Origin of the sequence: Winogradskyella flava (genome assembly GCF_014243395.1) — a bacterium.
Lineage (GTDB): Bacteria > Bacteroidota > Bacteroidia > Flavobacteriales > Flavobacteriaceae > Winogradskyella > Winogradskyella flava.
The window spans coordinates 636664-655656 of the sequence record NZ_JACLCP010000001.1 but is presented as its reverse complement, the minus strand read 5'-3'; the positions used below and the strand labels follow the sequence as shown (position 1 = coordinate 655656).

General features: G+C 35.8%; 19 protein-coding genes. 14 read left to right on the top strand and 5 right to left on the bottom strand.

Annotated features, from left to right (window positions below):
- Positions 1-39 precede the first annotated feature (39 nt).
- Together H7F21_RS02915 and H7F21_RS02910 are read left to right on the top strand one after the other, a co-directional pair.
- Complete coding sequence (locus H7F21_RS02915; RefSeq protein WP_185787729.1) at positions 40-339, top strand: hypothetical protein; 300 nt, start codon at positions 40-42, stop codon at positions 337-339.
- Positions 340-473: 134 nt separating this feature from the next.
- Positions 474-1763, top strand: a complete 1290-nt coding sequence (locus tag H7F21_RS02910) for an aminopeptidase P family protein (RefSeq protein ID WP_185787728.1) — start codon at positions 474-476, stop codon at positions 1761-1763.
- A 12-nt stretch (positions 1764-1775) separates the two neighbouring features.
- Here the strand turns inward: H7F21_RS02910 and H7F21_RS02905 are convergent, their stop codons facing one another.
- The 3 genes from H7F21_RS02905 to H7F21_RS02895 form a co-directional block, all read right to left on the bottom strand.
- Complete coding sequence (locus tag H7F21_RS02905; RefSeq protein WP_185787727.1) at positions 1776-3104, bottom strand: aspartate kinase; 1329 nt, start codon at positions 3102-3104, stop codon at positions 1776-1778.
- A gap of 108 nt (positions 3105-3212) precedes the next feature.
- On the bottom strand, positions 3213-4523 hold the full coding sequence (gene brnQ / locus H7F21_RS02900) for a branched-chain amino acid transport system II carrier protein (RefSeq protein ID WP_185787726.1): 1311 nt from the start codon (positions 4521-4523) through the stop codon (positions 3213-3215).
- Positions 4524-6074: a serine hydrolase gene (locus H7F21_RS02895; RefSeq protein WP_185787725.1), complete on the bottom strand. Its 1551-nt coding sequence runs from the start codon at positions 6072-6074 to the stop codon at positions 4524-4526.
- Positions 6075-6149: 75 nt separating this feature from the next.
- Between H7F21_RS02895 and H7F21_RS02890 the strand changes: the two genes are divergently transcribed.
- Both H7F21_RS02890 and H7F21_RS02885 read left to right on the top strand, forming a co-directional pair.
- A complete protein-coding gene (locus H7F21_RS02890) occupies positions 6150-6947 on the top strand; it encodes an alpha/beta fold hydrolase (protein ID WP_246431403.1) in 798 nt (265 codons plus the stop codon).
- 406 nt (positions 6948-7353) lie between these two features.
- Complete coding sequence (locus H7F21_RS02885; protein WP_185787724.1) at positions 7354-7584, top strand: hypothetical protein; 231 nt, start codon at positions 7354-7356, stop codon at positions 7582-7584.
- On the opposite strand, the gene thiL is transcribed toward H7F21_RS02885, so the two are convergent.
- On the bottom strand, positions 7568-8620 hold the full coding sequence (thiL, locus tag H7F21_RS02880) for a thiamine-phosphate kinase (protein WP_185787723.1): 1053 nt from the start codon (positions 8618-8620) through the stop codon (positions 7568-7570). The two genes, H7F21_RS02885 and thiL, sit on opposite strands and share 17 nt — an antisense overlap.
- A gap of 106 nt (positions 8621-8726) precedes the next feature.
- Here thiL and H7F21_RS02875 point away from each other — a divergent pair, with 106 nt between their 5' ends.
- The 5 genes from H7F21_RS02875 to H7F21_RS02855 all read left to right on the top strand — a co-directional run bounded on the left by H7F21_RS02875 (position 8727) and on the right by H7F21_RS02855 (position 13742).
- Positions 8727-10199, top strand: a complete 1473-nt coding sequence (locus H7F21_RS02875) for a choice-of-anchor B family protein (protein ID WP_185787722.1) — start codon at positions 8727-8729, stop codon at positions 10197-10199.
- A gap of 4 nt (positions 10200-10203) precedes the next feature.
- Positions 10204-11541 (top strand): hypothetical protein, encoded by a 1338-nt coding sequence (locus H7F21_RS02870; RefSeq protein WP_185787721.1) that lies wholly within the window; start codon positions 10204-10206, stop codon positions 11539-11541.
- A 3-nt stretch (positions 11542-11544) separates the two neighbouring features.
- Positions 11545-12321 (top strand): MbnP family protein, encoded by a 777-nt coding sequence (locus H7F21_RS02865; RefSeq protein WP_185787720.1) that lies wholly within the window; start codon positions 11545-11547, stop codon positions 12319-12321.
- Between the two features lie 11 nt (positions 12322-12332).
- Positions 12333-13388, top strand: coding sequence for a cytochrome-c peroxidase (locus tag H7F21_RS02860; RefSeq protein WP_185787719.1), 1056 nt, complete (start codon positions 12333-12335; stop codon positions 13386-13388).
- Positions 13389-13499: 111 nt separating this feature from the next.
- Positions 13500-13742 carry a hypothetical protein gene (locus tag H7F21_RS02855; protein ID WP_185787718.1) on the top strand — a complete coding sequence of 81 codons (243 nt, stop codon included), beginning with the start codon at positions 13500-13502 and terminating at the stop codon, positions 13740-13742.
- On the opposite strand, the gene H7F21_RS02850 is transcribed toward H7F21_RS02855, so the two are convergent.
- Entirely contained in the window at positions 13739-15034 is a 1296-nt protein-coding gene (locus H7F21_RS02850) for a phenylacetate--CoA ligase family protein (RefSeq protein WP_185787717.1), read from the bottom strand. The two genes, H7F21_RS02855 and H7F21_RS02850, sit on opposite strands and share 4 nt — an antisense overlap.
- Positions 15035-15085: 51 nt before the next feature.
- On the opposite strand from H7F21_RS02850, the gene H7F21_RS02845 reads away from it, so the two are divergent.
- From H7F21_RS02845 to sufC, 5 genes are all read left to right on the top strand, one after another.
- Positions 15086-15847, top strand: coding sequence for a class I SAM-dependent methyltransferase (locus H7F21_RS02845; protein WP_185787716.1), 762 nt, complete (start codon positions 15086-15088; stop codon positions 15845-15847).
- Between the two features lie 118 nt (positions 15848-15965).
- Positions 15966-16295: a HesB/IscA family protein gene (locus H7F21_RS02840; protein WP_185787715.1), complete on the top strand. Its 330-nt coding sequence runs from the start codon at positions 15966-15968 to the stop codon at positions 16293-16295.
- 9 nt (positions 16296-16304) lie between these two features.
- The gene (gene sufB, locus H7F21_RS02835; protein WP_185787714.1) at positions 16305-17753 is read left to right on the top strand and encodes a Fe-S cluster assembly protein SufB; all 1449 of its coding nucleotides are present in this window, start codon (positions 16305-16307) and stop codon (positions 17751-17753) included.
- Positions 17754-17816: 63 nt separating this feature from the next.
- On the top strand, positions 17817-18224 hold the full coding sequence (locus tag H7F21_RS02830) for a hypothetical protein (protein WP_185787713.1): 408 nt from the start codon (positions 17817-17819) through the stop codon (positions 18222-18224).
- A gap of 6 nt (positions 18225-18230) precedes the next feature.
- Positions 18231-18983, top strand: a complete 753-nt coding sequence (gene sufC / locus H7F21_RS02825) for a Fe-S cluster assembly ATPase SufC (protein WP_185787712.1) — start codon at positions 18231-18233, stop codon at positions 18981-18983.
- Positions 18984-18993: the final 10 nt, after the last annotated feature.

The following is an 18993-nucleotide window of genomic DNA, read 5'->3' as shown; positions in this document are numbered from 1 at the left end:
ATTACATTTAGCGCAATTAACTAATAAATTTATATAAAAATGGAAGAGTATTTACCCTTAATTATTCAACTTGTCAGTGGCGCCGTTGGTGGTAATTTAGCTGGCAAACTTATGAAAGGATCATCCTTAGGCACATTATGGAACTCCATTGTTGGTATTCTTGGAGGTGGACTAGGCGGAACAGTTCTTGGCATGTTAGGACTAGGTGGCGCAGAAGCTGCAGAAGCATCGACCAGTATGGATCTGAGTAGTATTTTAGGTAGTGTCGCTGGAGGTGGTGTTGGTGGCGGAATTGTAATGGCTATCATAGGAATGGTAAAAAAGGCTATGGCTAAATAACTTTTACCTCTCAATATTACAAAAGGCAATCTTATGATAGATTGCCTTTTTTTATGCCTTTCAAAATAGTATTTTTGAGGAACCGCTATGTTTAATGAGATTTCCACTTTCGTGGAAATGAAAATAGATTTTCAATGAAATACGATCTAATAGACAACAAGCTCTTTATAAAAAACCGAAACAACTTTATGGCGCAAATGAAGCCGAGTAGTTTGGCCGTATTTAACTCTAATGACATTTATCCTGTAAGTGCCGATAGTACATTGCCTTTTGCCCAGCACAGAGATATTTTCTATTTGAGTGGCGTTGATCAGGAAGAAAGTATTTTGGTACTGTTCCCAGATTGCCCAAAGGAAAAACATCGTGAGATTTTATTCTTAAAAGAAACCAACGATCATATTGCCGTTTGGGAAGGTGAAAAACTAACTAAAGAAGCCGCTTTAAAAACCTCCGGAATTAAAACCGTCTATTGGTTGCAAGACCTTGAAAAAATAATGTTTGAGCTCATGACGCAATGCGATACGGTTTACATTAATACCAATGAGCATTACAGGGCCAATGTAGAGACCGAAACACGCGAAGACCGCTTTACCAAATGGCTCAAGGACAAATATCCTGCGCATAGTGTGGCTAAGAGTAATCCTATTTTACAGCGCTTGCGCTCTGTGAAAGACCCAATAGAACTAGACCTGATACAAAAAGCCTGTGATATTACGGAAAAAGGATTTAGACGTGTTCTTAATTTTGTAAAACCAGACGTTTGGGAATATAATATCGAAGCCGAATTTATGCACGAGTTTCTCAATAACCGCTCAAAAGGCTTTGCCTATACACCGATTATTGCGGCTGGAAATAATGCCAATGTCTTACACTACATAGAAAACAACCAGCAATGTAAGTCGGGTGATTTGATTTTGATGGATGTTGGGGCCGAATACGCGAATTACTCTAGTGACATGACACGTACCATACCAGTATCAGGTAAATTTACGGACAGACAAAAAGCCGTCTATAACGCCGTGAATCGTGTAAAAGACGAAGCCACCAAAATGCTAGTTCCTGGTACACTTTGGGAGCAATACCATATCGAAGTTGGGAAACTTATGACGTCCGAACTCTTAGGCTTAGGATTAATAGACAAAGCTGATGTACAAAACGAAAACCCAGATTGGCCAGCGTATAAAAAGTACTTTATGCATGGTACATCTCACCACATCGGTTTGGACACCCACGATTATGGGCTCTTACATGAACCAATGCAAGCCAATATGGTCTTTACAGTTGAACCTGGCATCTATATTCCAGATGAAGGTTTTGGTATTCGTTTAGAGGATGATGTAGTCATCCAAGACTCTGGTGAACCGTTTAATTTGATGCGGAATATCCCAATTGAAGTTGAGGAGATTGAAGAGTTGATGAATTAAAAGAGCATGTTTTTAAACTTCTATAGCATTCCTCTCAAAAACATAGCGCTGTAACTTCTGTAAACTTTCTAATTTATCACTGGTATTTACTAATAGTGAAATATTGTTATTGCTTCCTCCATAAGCAATCATACGTACATTCACATCTTGCAAAACCTGAAATAATTCTGGTGTATCCGGATGGTAAATAATTTGGTTACCCACCAAACATACAATACTCATATAGTCGTCAACTTCAACCGTTGCGAATTGTTCGAGTTCATTGATAATATCTTCTAGATGAGTAGTGTTGTCAATAGTTAATGACACGGCAATTTCTGAGGTGGTAATCATATCAATAGATGTTTCATAACGTTCAAAAACCTCAAAGACTTTCTTTAAAAATCCGTGCGCCAATAACATCCTCACAGATTTTATTTTTATGGCCGTGATACCATCTTTGGCCGCTACGGCCTTGATGCCCTCACCATAAACTTTATTGGTAATTAATGTGCCATGAGCATCTGGTGCCATGGTGTTTTTTAAACGCAATGGAATATCTAAATTCCTTACTGGCATCACGGTTTGTGGATGTAAAATCTTTGCCCCAAAGTAGGCCAACTCTGCGGCTTCATCATAAGACAAATGTGATAAGGCTGTGGTATCGTTTACATATCTTGGATCGTTATTATGAAATCCATCGATGTCAGTCCATATTTGTACCTCATCTGCTTCAACCGCTGCGCCAATTATTGTTGCGGTGTAATCACTCCCACCACGTTGAAGATTTGTAATAGCACCTTCAGCATCCAAGCAAATAAAGCCTTGAGTAATATAAATATCGACATCGTCACCAGATGAGATAAGCCTATTAATATTTTGTTGGATATAAAAATTATCTGGCTCATTGGTTCTGTCTATTCTCATAAAGTCAAGTGCAGGCAGCAATGCTGCTTTTAAACCCTCTTGCTGCAGCAGTCGGCTAAACATAAACGTAGATAGCAACTCACCTTTAGCCACGATAGTATTGTGCAATAGTGAACTGTATGGTTGATTTGCTGTTTCAATTAAATCGTTAAATACCAAATTAACATAGTCATTGACTTCAGCGCTCAAGTCTTCATGGGTGATTAAATCTGAAACCGTTTTTCTGTACGTATTGAAAAGTGTATTGATTTGCTCTAAAGCTGAATCTGTATCTTTCCTTTCAATAGCATCTGATATATCTACTAACGCATTTGTTGTTCCTGACATGGCAGATAATACCACGATCTTTTTATCTTCTGTATTAATAATATCCTTAACGTGGTTCATGTTCTCTACTGAACCAACGGATGTCCCTCCAAACTTATATACTAGCATGACTTAAAACTTTGGACAAATGTAGATACCAAAATAATCTTGCACATAAAAATGACAGAAATAGTCTAATTTTGTACATTTTGTTAACTATTTAACAAAATTGTTTGGCTATGCCTTGGCCGTAGTCGACTTGGATTGTAGTAATGAAGTCACAATAAAAGCCAGTAAAGCTGGTAAGACCCAACCCAAACTGTGTTTTGCAAAAGGAATAAATGCCGTGAATGTTTTTAGCCCTTCCGAAGGTGAAATAAACCCAACAACGTCAGGAATGCTAAATAGAAACGTAATGAAAACTACGACTCTAAACACAAATGGTGTGGCCAATCGTTCTGGCAAGACATTCAATAAAATCAATATAATAGTGATTGGATAAACACACAATAACACAGGAACGGCAACCATAATAATGGAATTAAAATCCAACTGGCCAACCACTACACCTAGCACACATGCTATAATTGCTGTAAGTATATAGACCGTTTGCGAATCGTTGAGCAAGCCTTTAAAATAATCGGCTGTACCAGCAACGATACCAATGGCCGTTGTAAAACAAGCTAAGGAAATGAGTATGCTTAACACGGTATTTCCAAATTCACCTAACGATGCAATACTAATCCCTCGTAACAAATTAGCACGTTGCATATCGCTACTTAATTCTGAGTTGACTTCAATTTCAGAACCATAATAGGCACCAACGGAAATTAAGCCTGCATAGATAATAAATAAACCTGTACCAGCTATAAATCCCGATTGTCGTATGAGCTTACGTTTAGATTCAAACGCACTCACCTTCATATTTTTAAACTTTAAGGATATAATAATTACAGCACCAACAACCACTGCTCCAATGGCATCAAAGGTTTGATAACCTTCTAATATTCCTGTGACAATTGGTGTTTCAAATTGTGAAACTCCTGTTGTAAATGTTGAAGATGATAGACCAATGCCAATGACGGCTAAAAGCATAATCACAATAAATGGCGTTAAGAACTTTCCTATAACATTCAAAATTTTTGATCGATTCAGCACAAATATCAATACTAGCGAAAAGTAAATCGCACTCGTTAACAATGGACTCGTGCCAAAGGCAGGATGAATGGCGATTTCGTGTGTTGCGGCAGCCGTTCTTGGTGAGGGAATGGCAACGGCAATGATATAGATGATAATACAATAAATTAGACTAAAAACTGGAGATACCTTTTTACCAAAATCGAACAGCGTTCCTTGAAGTCGTGCATGTGCTAAAATCCCTATTATAGGAATGACTACAGCTGTGATCATAAAGCCTATGGTCACCCATAGCCAGTTTTCACCTGCATTGTAGCCTAATAATGGTGGTAATAATAAGTTTCCTGCACCAAAAAACAGGGAAAATAGAGCGAAACTCGTGACTAAAAGCTCTTTGCGTTGTATGTTCACCTAGTTGGTCTTTTTAAGTTCTAAATCGTGAAAGTCGAAACTAAAATCGGTAATAGGCGCTATGTATTTCATACTTGCCGCAACCACTTCACCTTTTTCGTTAAAGGTAAACTGTACAAAAACATCCGCATCGTAACTCCTGTCATTCCATTTGGCGACATAAGTCGTGGCATTATATGGCAATAGTTCTCCAAACAATCGTGCAGAACGCTTACATGCTATACTATAAGACTTACCATCATGAGCAATAGTAATGTCTCCAAACCAATCGTCGGTATAAGTACCAACGATTTGTTCTGGCTTTGGAAGTGTTACGCTGCTTTTTATTTTTTCTACTTGTTTAAAGACTTCAGCTTTAATACTGTCATTATATTTTAAATATTTTGCATTTCGCTCTCCATAGGTTTTTAACCAATTCCTGTTCTCATAACCTAAATAAGAATCTTTAATGGTATTAGTTATCGCATTAAAAGCGTTGCCATTCATTTGATTGGTCAATACTACAATGGCTAAATCTAAATCTGGAATCATAGTAAACTGAGTTACCGTACCTAATAATCCTCCTGTATGATAGACTTGTTTATGCCCACCTTTGACATCGGTTAGAAACCAACCCAATCCATAACCTCTAAAGTTGGAATTATACCAATCTCCTGGTCGCACACTTAATGGTGTTTGTAATTGCCACAACTCATGAAACAAGTCTTTATCTAATAGACGTTCACCACTTTCAGTCACGGCATCATTCATTAAAAATTTTGCCCAAGCCAACATATCAGGCACATTACTAACAATACCTCCTGCTGCATTCGCTGTTTCGCTCCAATCATGCGGAATTTGAATTACCTCACCTTCAGCTCTGGTGTGCGCGTCTATAATATTCGATTTGTCCGTCACTCGATTGTAAGACGCTTTGGAGTTTTTCATACCAACAGGTTTCATAATCTTTGTTTCAATAAAATCTTCCCAAGACAAACCACTGACACGCTTTAAAACTTCACCAGCGATTATGAACATATTATTATTGTAGGCAAATTTGCTTCTAAAAGAGGTTTCTGGTTCTAAGTACTTCACATTATTAATGACATCTTTTACTGAAAAATCATTACCTTCTGGAAAAAACATCAAATCTCCTGCACCTAATCCCATGCCACTGCGATGGGTCACTAAATCTCTAACTGTAAAATGTTCGGTCACCCAAGGGTCGTGCAATTGAAATTCTGGAATGTACTTGCGAACGGGATCGTCCCAATTCAATTTACCTTCATCGACCATCATCGCCAAAGCAAAACATGTAAATCCCTTACTGTTTGACGCAACTCCAACTAGAGTTTCGCCATTCATATCTTTTTTATTCGTCAAAGACCGTACCCCATGACCTTTGGCATAAACCACTTTTCCATCTTTAAAGACGCCTACTGAAATTCCAGGAACATCAAAAGTGGTTAAGGTTTCTTGAATAAGTTTATCAAGTTCTTGCTCATTAATCTGGGCTTGCACAGAAATGGCAATTGTTAAAAAGAGAAGAATCAAAAATCGCTTGGGTAACATAGAGTTTAGAATTTTAATTTTGAAAGCAACCAAATATACTAAAATGATTACTCATGTTTTGTCTGAAACTGTATTTTGAAATCTATCTTTGTAGCGATGATTTTGGAATATAAACATATTGATGTTCACTTTACCACAACTGGCAAAGGGAAGGCGATAGTTCTTCTACATGGCTTTTTAGAAAATGTCGATATGTGGAATGATTTAGCTCCGGAATTAGGAAAAAGATATCAAGTTGTTTGCATAGATTTATTAGGCCATGGAAGAACAGGTTGTATAGGTTATGTACACACTATGGACGATATGGCTGATGCCGTTTTGGCTGTACTTAAGCATCTCAACATTACACGAGTCAAGTGTATTGGACATTCCATGGGAGGTTATGCCGCCTTAGCTTTAGCCGAAAAACAACCAGAACTATTTTCTGGTCTTTGTTTAATGAATTCTACTTTTGAAGCCGATGATATCGAAAAACACCTCATTAGAACAAGAGCAATAGAAATGGCTAAGGTCGACTATAAGAGTTTAATCTGTTTGTCTTTTTCAAATCTATTTGCACCTGAAAGTAAAGAGCGATTTACAAAAGCTTATGATCATGCGTTACAATTAGCACTTCAAACTTCAGTACAAGGTTATATCGCAGCTCAAGAGGGTATGAAGCTAAGGCCCGATCGACTTCATGTTTTTAAACATTTAAAAGGTCAAAAACTTATCCTGATCGGAAAAAAAGACACCTTGGTTGACAGCAAAAAAACCATAGAAAAAATCAATACAACTAATATTGAGTATTTAGAATTACCTAGTGGACACATGAGTCATATTGAAAATAAATCAGAATTACCTTACATTATAAGTCGTTTCGTCGAAAAATAAATCTTTTAAACGTTTTTTTGATATGTTTTTAACTAAATTTACTTGCCGAATAAAAAATTATCTTTAAGAACTCAACCTATGACACCTACTAAATTGTACTGCGACTTCTTTGGGCATAACTATGAAGTGACCAAAAAAGTAACCAACCATGTCAAAGAATACACTTGCAAATGCTGCAAAAAACAATTGACAACAAATAGCAACGGTAAACTAATAGAATTAACACCCAAATTTCAAGAGATAAATTCTGCTCTCGAACGTATTTACAATAATCGTATGATGCGTTTAAAGCGAAAAACAATCAGTTCATCGATTTATTGATTGTTAATAACTTGTGAATAAGTAGTTTTATTATATTTAGAAGCCCTTGACTAAACCCTTAATAATAATACCACTCCTAAGCTAAATGAAAAATATTTATTGTTCGTTATTTGGACACGACTACAAGGTCTCTAAAATAGTCACCTATCATGTCAAAGAATACAAATGCAAACACTGCAAATCTGAAATGACCGTAGATGGAAATGGAGATTTCATCCCTCTAACACCAAAACACAAAGAGATTAATTCTGTTTTGAATCGCGTTCACAACAAACGATTGGAGAAGAGCCAAAAGCTTCTTATGATTGATTATTAAGAGCGTTCCAACCTTTTGCTATAATTGGTATTTTTTCTTCTGCTCTTGTTACCAAGTGCATACCTCTTTCTTCTTCTGTGATGTAACCAATAACAGTTAAATTAGGATTCCCTTTTATTTTAGGAAAATCGTCTTGAGAAACTGTCATCAACAATTCGTAGTCCTCTCCTCCGTTTAAAGCAATTGTCGTACTATCAATATTGAATTCCTCGCAAGTGGAAATTACTTGTGGATCTAGTGGAATCTTATTTTCATAAACGTCTACACCGACCTTACTTTGTTTACACAAATGAATAACTTCAGAAGATAGACCGTCACTAATATCAATCATGCTTGTAGGCGTAACAGCTAGTTTTTCTAAAAGTTCAATAATATCTTTTCTAGCCTCAGGCTTTAATTGGCGCTCAATAATATAAGTATACATGGATAAATCTGGCTGCGAATTCGGATTGACCTTAAAGACTTCTTTTTCACGTTCCAGCACTTGTAATCCCATGTAGGCACCACCTATGTCTCCAGTAACTACTAATAAGTCATTTGGCTTTGCACCAGATCTTAAAACAACTTTATCCTTTTTGACCTCACCAATTGCAGTCACTGAGATTATCAAACCAGACGTTGCAGAAGTTGTATCTCCACCAACAACATCAATATTGTATAATTTTGCAGCTGTTGTAATGCCTTCATATAATTCTTCTAGTGCTTCTAATGGAAAGCGATTAGAAACTGCAATAGAAATTGTAACTTGAGTTGCGGTCGCGTTCATGGCATAGATATCCGAAAGATTTACCATAACAGCTTTGTAACCTAAATGCTTTAATGGTACATAGCTTAAATCAAAATGTACACCCTCCACCAATAGGTCTGTAGAAACCACTATTTGCTTATCTCCATGATCTAAAACAGCAGCGTCATCTCCAATACTCTTTATTGTAGATGTTTGGGTAATCTCAAAGTGTTTAGTTAGGTGCTCAATAAGTTTAAATTCACCTAGCTCGCTCAAAGGCGTTCGTTTTGGATTCTTGTCTTCTATCATTCTGCAAAAGTATTATGCTTTTATCAAATATCAACGCAATATTGACGTTATTTCAATAGGCAACTTCCTAGAAATAAAAATTGCTTAAATTGCTAAAAAAAAGATTATGAAATTGGTTGCCCTAAACAATGGTTTCCGCATTGCGTTTATAGTATGCCTAACATTTTTATTTTTTAAATGTGCTGACGACGATGTAAATGTCAATAATGATATTGATGATGACACTATTCTCAATAGTATAGATAATTGTGTAAACATATCTAATCCAGATCAACTAGATACGGATAGTGATGGACTTGGTAATGTTTGTGATGATGATGACGATGATGATGGCATATTGGATGAAAATGACAATTGCCCTTTATTTCCTAATCCTGACCAAGAAGATATTGACAATGATGGTATAGGTGATGCTTGTGATGAAGATTCAATAGTGCCCCAGTTTCCATGCATTAATGGTTTTGCTAATGGACACCCTTGCAATGGTTTTGACTTAATGAGCCATATTCCTGTGGAAATTCTTGGAGGTAGTGGAGCCGAAGGGAACGATTCTTGGGGATGGACAGATTCTCAAACCGGTAAAGAATATGCACTAGTAGGGACTACAACAAGTGCAGCTTTCGTTGATATTTCAAATCCAGCTGAACCAATTTTTCTTGGAAGACTACCAACAGAAACTACAAGTAGTGTTTGGCGCGATATTAAAGTCTACAATAACCATGCTTTTATTGTTGCCGATTTCACTTCAAGTACCTCATTTACAGATCGACAACACGGTATGCAGGTTTTTGATCTAACAAGATTACGCGATATAGAAAATCCACCAGTGACCTTTCAGCCAGATATAGTATACAACGAATTTGGCAAAGCACATAATATTGTTATTAATGAAGAAAGCGGCTTTGCCTATGCGGTTGGTTCAGACACATTTAGTGGAGGCCCGCATTTTATTAATATTCAAAACCCTACTAGCCCTTCAGCTTCAGGAGGATATGCTGAAGATGCCTACTCTCATGACGCGCAAGTGGTAACCTATAGCGGGCCTGATTCAGATTATACTGGAAAAGAAATATACATTGGTAGTAATGAAAATGAAGTTGTTATTATTGATATAACTGATAAAAACAATCCGGTACAAATTTCTACCATTGACTATTTAAACATTGGATACACCCATCAAGGTTGGTTCACAGAAAATATGGAATATTTTTTACTGGGAGATGAAGTTGATGAAATTGACTTTGGCATAAATTCAAGAACTATAGTTTTTGATTTTTCCGACCTAGATAATCCAGTATTTCATATGGATTATCTAGGCCCAACAGCAGCCATTGACCATAATGGATATGTCGTAGGTAACACATTTTATGTTGCAAATTATACAGCTGGTCTTAGAGCGGTAGACATATCAAATATTGACCAGGGCACTATGATAGAGTCTGGTTTTATAGATACTTATATTCCAGATAATAGCACCTCTTTTAACGGTGCCTGGAATATTTATCCATTTTTTGAAAGTGGTAATATACTAGTCAGTGATATTAATGGTGGTTTATTTATTGTAAGGCCAAGTAACTAAAGAAATGTCAAACAAAACACTATACTACATATGGTCAATAGTTCTGTTTCTTATTATCTCAAGCTGTAGTAAGGATGATTTCTCTAATTCCAGCAATAAAGCAAATGTCACTTTTATTAAAACTTTCGGAGGCACAAAAAATGATAGTGGACAAGCTATTGTTTCTACAAATGATGGAGGTTATGCGATTTTAGGCTACACCCAAAGTAATGATGAAGATATTACTGACAAACAAGATGAAAGTTTTGACTATTGGTTGTTAAAGTTTGATGCTGAGGATCAACTACAATGGCAAAAAACCTATGGCGGTTCATTGGATGAAAGAGGTAGCGACATTATACAAACCCAAGATGGAGGTTATGCAGTTTTAGGTTATAGTTTTAGTGATAATGGAGATCTAACCTCCAATGCAGGCCTGCAGGACTACTGGCTCGCTAAGCTTGATATCAACGGCAATATGGTTTGGCAGAAATCGTTTGGATATCAGGGGTCAGATTCTGGTATTTCTGTTATTCAAACCAATGACCAAGGCTATATAATCTCAGGAATTTTAGATGTCACCGCTTCTGGAGGACAAGGGAATTCTTCAAGAAACGCCAATAGGCATGCTGGAGGAGATTATTGGGTGCTTAAACTCAATAGTTCTGGTGATATAGAATGGAGCAGGTATTTTGGTGGGAATTTTACCGATACACCCGAAGACCTTATTCAAACAGAAGATGATGGGTTTATCATTGTTGGTGGTTCGGATAGCGATGATACTGATATTTCTAATAATATTGGCGCCTACGATTTTTGGGTTATTAGAATTTCTTCATCAGGAGATTTAGTCTGGGAAAAATCTTTTGGCGGCAGTCAAATTGATGAAGCCAGATCAATCGTTAAGTCAAATGATGGAAATTTTATTGTAGCTGGAGATACGCGAAGCAATGATAATGACGTTTCCAATAGTAAAGGTGCTGCTGATTTATGGTTAATAAAGATTACACCAGATGGAGATTTGCTTTGGGAGAAAACGATTGGAGGCACTAACTTTGATGTAGCTAGAGCTATTATAAAATCCCAAAATAATGGCTTTTTACTGGCTGGCAGTTCTCGCAGTAGCGATCTGGATGTAACAGAAAACAAAGGACAAAATGACGCTTGGGTTCTAAAGGTAGATGATAATGGCAACTTAAAATGGGAGACGTCTGTTGGTGGCTCTAATATTGACTTTGCCTATGGTGTTTCAGAACTAAATGATGGCTCTATTATCGCTGTTGGAGACACAGCAAGCAGTGATGGAGATATTATAGGAAATAAGGGGTTCACTGATTTACTTCTATTTAAAATCGAAGACTAAAAAATGACAAAAAGAAACCTACTTAGACTCTGTATTGTACTATGCCTTTGTGCGTGTGATAGTGATGATAGTGGTTCAAATAACACATCACAAACCTCGCCAACATTTATCTTTACACATAATTGGGATGGCTCTCAAGTAAGTAATGCAGACTTTAACAGTTTCCAATTTACAACAGCCAATGGAGAGAGCATAAGCATAGAGCGTTTACGTTATGTTATTTCAGATATTACATTTAGAACTAATAATGGTGAGGTTTTAAATACAGATTTTTATAATCTAGTCGATGTTACTAATAATGATGGTTTAAACTTCACATTAGCACGTACTATTCCTGCCGGAAATTATGCTAACGTATCCTTTACATTTGGACTAGATAATGAAGATAATTCTCAAAATTATTTAGATTTAAACTCTGCCTCTTTTAATGTTCCTGACATGCTAGGAGGAGGCTATCATTACATGCAGTTTGATGGTAAGTTCATCAATTCCAACATCGAAGAACAAGGCTTTAATTACCATGCTATTAGGGCTGTAGATAATCCTGGTACTAACCCAACTTTTCCTCAAGACACCTTTTTTACAGTTAATTTAGGACCTGTTAACATTGCCGCCGTTACTGAAATTGAAGTAGAAATGAATATTGCCCAATGGTTTAAAGAGCCAAACCTTTGGGATTTGAACGTCTACAATCAAATGCTAATGCCAAATTCTACAGCACAGATTTTGATTTACGAAAACGGCCAGAACGTATTTAGTCTAGGGGAGGTTTCTCAATAATAATAAGAGATATGAAAAAAGGGATCTTATCTTTAGTGGCACTTATCTGTCTAAATTGCTCAGACGATGACACTACTGGTTATCAGCCCACATCAATGCCTCTAGAAATTCCTCAAATATTTTCTAATAATATAATTCCTCCGGTAATTCCAAACGATAATCCACAAACTATTGAAGGGGTCGCATTAGGGAAACGCCTATTTTTTGACAAGATCTTATCTGCCGATGGGACACAAGCTTGTGCAAGTTGTCATTCACCTCAGACCGGATTCACTGATAACACAGCAACTAGTGATGGGATTGATGGTGTTTTTGGCACACGAAACTCTATGCCCTTATTCAATTTAGCGTGGAATTATAGTGAACGTTTTAATTGGGATGGCAAAGCGTTAAGTTTAGAACAACAAGCCGAAGAGCCTGTTGAAAATCCAATTGAGTTGCACAGTGATTGGAATGAGGTTATACAGCGCCTAAAAAATCATCCAGAATACCCTGAATTATTTAGACGCGCTTTTGAAACATCAACGATAACCAAAGAATTAACGACTAAAGCCATTGCGCAATTTGAGCGGACTTTAATTTCAGCTAATTCAAAATTCGATAGGTATTCTCTAGGTCAAGCAACTTTAACAGAGCAAGAAATAAATGGGCTGGACATTTTTCTGAGAGAGGACAAAGGAGATTGCTTTCATTGCCATGGCAACCCAAATAATCCACTTTGGACAGATAACGATTTTCACAACAATGGTTTGGATAGTGTATTTACAGATTTGGGCTTGGGCGCAGTTACTGGAGATCCAAATGATAATGGGAAATTCCGTTCGCCTTCTTTACGAAATTTAGCCTACACATCGCCATATATGCATGATGGTAGATTTGCAACATTAGATGAAGTCATTGATCACTATAGTGAGGGGCTTCAAAACTCTCCAACCATCGATCCTTTAATGAAGAAAATAAATGAAGGTGGTGTGCAATTAGCAACTCAAGAAAAAGCAGATCTTAAAGCTTTTTTACTGTCACTTTCAGATCCCTCATTTATAAATAATTTGGATTTTCAGGATTAATTTTGTAAGAATAATCTTCTTAATCATTGTATTTCATCGAAAAACAAGGTATTTAGACATAATTTTATGTCTTCTTTGTATAAATTGATCTCCCCTTAATTTTTAACTAAGATGAAACCTACTTCTTATAACACAATGCCTTGTGCATTATATGGTCATAACTATATTGTAACCAAAGAATATTTAGATCGTACGTCAGAATTGACTTGTAAACATTGTCAAGTTAAACTCAAAACAAATGCTTCCGGTGATTTTATGGAGACAATTAACCCAAGTAAAGACGTACAAAACATCCTAAGAAAACTCTATCAATTAAATTTAAAAAGTGCTAAATTCAATTTAAATATTGGTTAGGACATTAAGTTAACGACCTTTTTAAATTTACCAGACTCCAGTAGGGCTATTTCATCTACATACACAAAATTAAAGCTTGCATCCTGACCTAAAAACGGTCGGAAATGATTTATGATAGCCTCTTCCTGAGTATCTTCTTTCTTAGCGTTTAATTTAAATGTATAGTCTGATGCTTTATTTTGAATAAATTGATATTGCTTTAGCTTAGAAAAATGAGAGATTTTGTAAAAAATATGAGGAGACACAAATTTACCCTGAGTATTATAAACAGCATCCAATCGTCTACCAAATATTTCTGACAATACAACCTCCGAATCTCCTTTTAATTCATATCGTCCTAAGTCGCCAGTATCGTATCTTAACAAAGGTGTTGCATAATTAAATAAATCTGTTATTACTATTTTGCCAACCTCGCCGCTTTTAACGTGCTCATTGGTCTTGATATTGAGTACTTCAATAATATAACTTGCATGATTAATCTTAAAGCTGCTTCTTAAATTAAACGTTTTTTGAGCCAATATCCCATTTTCCATATTGGAGTATCGCTCATAAACAGGGCATTTAAAAAAATACTCAGACCGCTCTTTCTCGTAAGCATTAAGCTTTTCTGAAGTGGTAATTATTGATTTTATGTTGTAATTTAAGGTATCCCTTTCTTTAGAATCTAAAAATCGACACACCTCTTCTAAATAAGAAGGATACGTTAGCAGCACTTTTTTAGATGACATGGATTTTAGCATATTTAGAAAATCATTAATCTCTGACCATGAATTTTTCAAGACATCATGAGGAATTACATTCTGAAAAAAGAAAACGTATTTGTTACGCATAAACTTTTTCACCCACAACCTTATATAAACAAGTCGATTCCCCAATTTATAATTTGCCAATTCAGAAAAATATATAACATCAGCAGAGTTTCTGCTTACCTTATTTTTATCCTTATAAATTTCAAAAGGAACGCCCGTTGATCCACTAGTGGAGTGTTTTATTAAGTCTTTTTTCTGGTATAGATTAGAACTGAAATCTTCAAAATTATTTAAAATTAAATTCTTATTAATAATGGGGAAGTTGTCGAATTCTCTAGACTTAACTTTAGAATAATAAGAAGTCGTTCTGCAGGCATGAGCAATTAAATTCTTAAGATTTCGCTCTCTAAGCTTTACTGCTTTAATATCTGCAGGGTTTTCATTAATCAATTTAATTTCTTTATAATGCTTGCGGATAGAGTATGTTTTAAAAAAATCTAAAAACCAAAAAAAATAATTTCTTAAAAGTTCTAATGGCGTCATCTAAATCATCTTGTTTTTGCTAAAACTAGTACATTTTAATTACTTTTGAGTATGAATTTATACGATGATAAAAATATTAATTACGCAGCTATATTTGATCAACGTGGCGACGACTACCATAAAGCCATGAAACTTATACCAAGTGCCAGGGATAACGAATTTATAAACCTCTTAAATCAGTCCGTTTTAAAAGATGGTATGACTGTAGTTGATATCCCCTCGGGCGGTAATTACTTGTCAAATTATATAAATCAAAAAGTAACACTTTTCCCGTTAGAAACTTCGGAGGTATTCGCGAAATTAGGAAACTCAAAATTGTGTAGCTGGTCCTTATTACCTCTAGAAAATAATTCAATTGATGTCATTTTTACATGCGCAGCATTTCATCATGTAGTTGAGATGGATAGAAAAAAATTTATGGAAGAAGCTTCTCGCGTTCTTAAAACAGATGGTAAGCTAGTAATTGCAGATGTTAAAGCTGGCACAGCAGTAGATCAATTCTTGAATACTTTTGTCGACAAGAATAACTCTTTAGGTCATAAAGGAGTATTTATGGATGATACTTTTTCTAAAGCTTACGAAACAGCGTCGCTAAAAGCATCAGCATCCAATTTTTTAAAATTTCCTTGGGTGTTATCAAACATAGAAGACATTTCAATTTCATATCTAAAATTAATGTTTGGTATAGATAAGGCATCACAATCAAGTATAAAAAAAGAAATAGCTAAAACCTTAAATTTTCAAAAAACCGAAACAGGAAATTACACTATAGACTGGGCTTTAAACTATGAAATTTTTACCAAAATAATTTAAAGTAAAACCTATTCAAAAACTCTATCAATCTATATCCTAATATAATGTTAGGTTATATTGTTAAAAGAGACTTATATCGTATCTTTGCACTCTATTTAGAGTAAAACTAAATAAGATTATGATTAAAGTTTCTGAACAAGCAAAAAAGAAAGTCGTAGAACTTATGACTGACGATGGCTACAATCCTATTAGCGATTATGTTAGAGTTGGTGTTAAGAGTGGAGGTTGTTCTGGTTTGTCATACGATTTAAAATTCGATAAAGACCAAGTTGAAGGCGACAAGGTCTTTGAAGATAATGGTGTAAAAATCATTGTTGACAAAAAGAGTTTTCTCTATTTAATAGGTACAACTCTAGAATATTCAGGCGGATTAAATGGGACAGGGTTTGTCTTCAATAATCCAAATGCTAATCGCACTTGCGGTTGTGGAGAATCATTTTCACTTTAAAATATACTGATGAGTAAATATACTGAAGACGATTTAAGGGAAGAATTAAAAACCAAGGAATACGAATATGGTTTTTACACAGACATAGAATCTGAAACGTTTCCTAATGGTTTAAATGAAGATATTGTTAGAGCAATTTCTAAGAAAAAGGAAGAGCCAGAATGGATGACTGAATGGCGATTAGAAGCTTTTAAGGTATGGAAAGAAATGACGGAGCCAGAATGGGCAAACGTTCAATACGAAAAACCAGATTTTCAGGCAATTTCTTATTATTCAGCTCCAAATAGCAAACCAAAATACGATAGTATAGATGAAGTTGATCCAGAGCTTTTGGCCACTTTTGAAAAACTTGGTATTTCTCTCGATGAACAAAAGAAATTGGCTGGAGTAGCTATGGATGTTGTTGTTGATTCAGTTTCTGTGGCGACAACATTTAAAAAAACCTTGGCGGAGAAGGGTATTATCTTCATGAGTATTTCTGAAGCTATTCAAGAATATCCTGAATTGGTAAAGAAATATATTGGTACCGTTGTGCCTCAGAAAGATAATTTTTATGCGGCTTTAAATTCTGCAGTGTTTAGTGATGGTTCATTCTGTTACATTCCAAAAGGAGTTCGTTGTCCAATGGAGCTCTCTACATACTTTAGAATTAACCAAGCAGGTACAGGACAGTTCGAAAGAACTTTAGTTATTGCTGACCAAGGCAGTTATGTAAGTTATCTAGAGGGTTGCACCGCTCCTAGTCGTGATGAAAACCAATTACATGCCGCTGTTGTAGAGTTGATTGCTCTTGACGATGCTGAAATAAAATATTCAACAGTTCAAAACTGGTATCCAGGTAATGCCGAAGGAAAAGGTGGTGTTTTTAATTTTGTAACCAAGCGTGGGCTCTGTGAGAAAAATGCGAAGATTTCTTGGACGCAAGTAGAGACGGGTTCTGCTGTGACTTGGAAATATCCTTCTTGTGTATTAAAAGGTGACAATTCTGTTGGCGAATTCTACTCTATTGCTGTAACCAATAACTATCAGCAAGCAGATACTGGAACAAAAATGATTCACCTTGGGAAGAACACAAAATCTACCATAATTTCTAAAGGTATTTCAGCTGGTAAATCTCAAAACTCTTATCGCGGATTGGTACAGATAAGTTCGCGAGCAGATAATGCGCGTAACTTTTCTCAATGCGATAGTTTATTAATGGGTAATGAGTGTGGCGCACATACATTTCCATACATAGAAGCTAAAAACAAATCAGCCCAAATTGAGCACGAAGCAACAACAAGCAAAATTGGTGAGGACCAAATTTTTTATTGTAACCAGCGTGGCATAGATACAGAAAAGGCCATTGCGTTAATTGTAAATGGTTTTAGTAAAGAAGTACTAAACAAATTACCAATGGAGTTTGCTGTAGAAGCTCAGAAATTATTAGAAATTAGCTTAGAAGGAAGTGTTGGATAAGTATAAATAATGTATCTGTCACATCGAGCGTAGTCGAGATGTCTCAAATAAATTATGGTTATTATGAAAAAAACAAAATTAATTATCATTTTATGCTTAGCATTGGCAGCATGCAAAAACGAAACAAAGCCAGAGATTAACCTAGAAGAAAATCGAGCTAAGTCTTACGACGCCAATGATGGTTTCATCACTATGAAAGGCGACTTTATATATTATGCAGATGCAGCAGTGTTGCAAACCCAAAATGAAATTTATGGTGTGGTCATTGACGACAACATGCATCAACTAGAAGAGCAGGTAAAGCCATTTAAAAAGGAACCGACTGACATGGTTCCCGTAACATTAAGGGTGAAAAAGTTTGAAAAGCCTAAAGGTGAAGAGGGCTGGCAATATCGCGTCGAAATAAAAGAAATATTAAAGGTCGAAGCACCAAATCCAAATAAAGAAGACATTATAAAATTAGCAAACTAAAAGACAATGTTAAAGATAAATAACTTACACGCTAGTGTTGAAGACAAAGCAATTTTAAAAGGTATTAACCTTGATGTGAAACCTGGTGAAGTCCATGCTATAATGGGACCTAATGGTTCTGGGAAGAGTACCTTGGCTTCTGTTATTGCTGGTAAGGAAGAATATGAAGTAGAGGAAGGGGAAATTCTTTTAGAAGGAGAAAATATTGATGAGCTTGGCCCAGAAGAACGCGCCCATAAAGGTGTGTTTTTATCATTTCAATACCCTGTTGAAATTCCTGGAGTTAGTGTGACTAACTTTATGAAAACAGCAATTAATGAAACCCGCAAGGCCAAAGGATTGGAAGACATGCCTGCAAATGAAATGTTGAAAATGATTCGCGAAAAATCTGAGATGTTAGAAATTGATAGAAAGTTTTTGTCGCGCTCTTTAAATGAAGGGTTTTCTGGAGGTGAAAAGAAACGTAATGAGATTTTTCAAATGGCAATGTTAGAGCCTAGGCTAGCTATTTTGGATGAAACAGATTCAGGATTGGATATTGATGCGCTTAGAATTGTTGCTAATGGTGTAAACAAACTAAAATCAAAAGATAACGCTGTAATCGTTATTACGCACTACCAACGATTATTAGATTATATCGTACCAGATTACGTGCACGTTTTGCATGATGGCAAAATTGTTAAATCTGGGTCAGCTGCATTGGCTCATGAGCTAGAAGCTAAAGGTTACGACTGGATTAAAGAAGAAGTAAACGCTTAATTTATAAGCA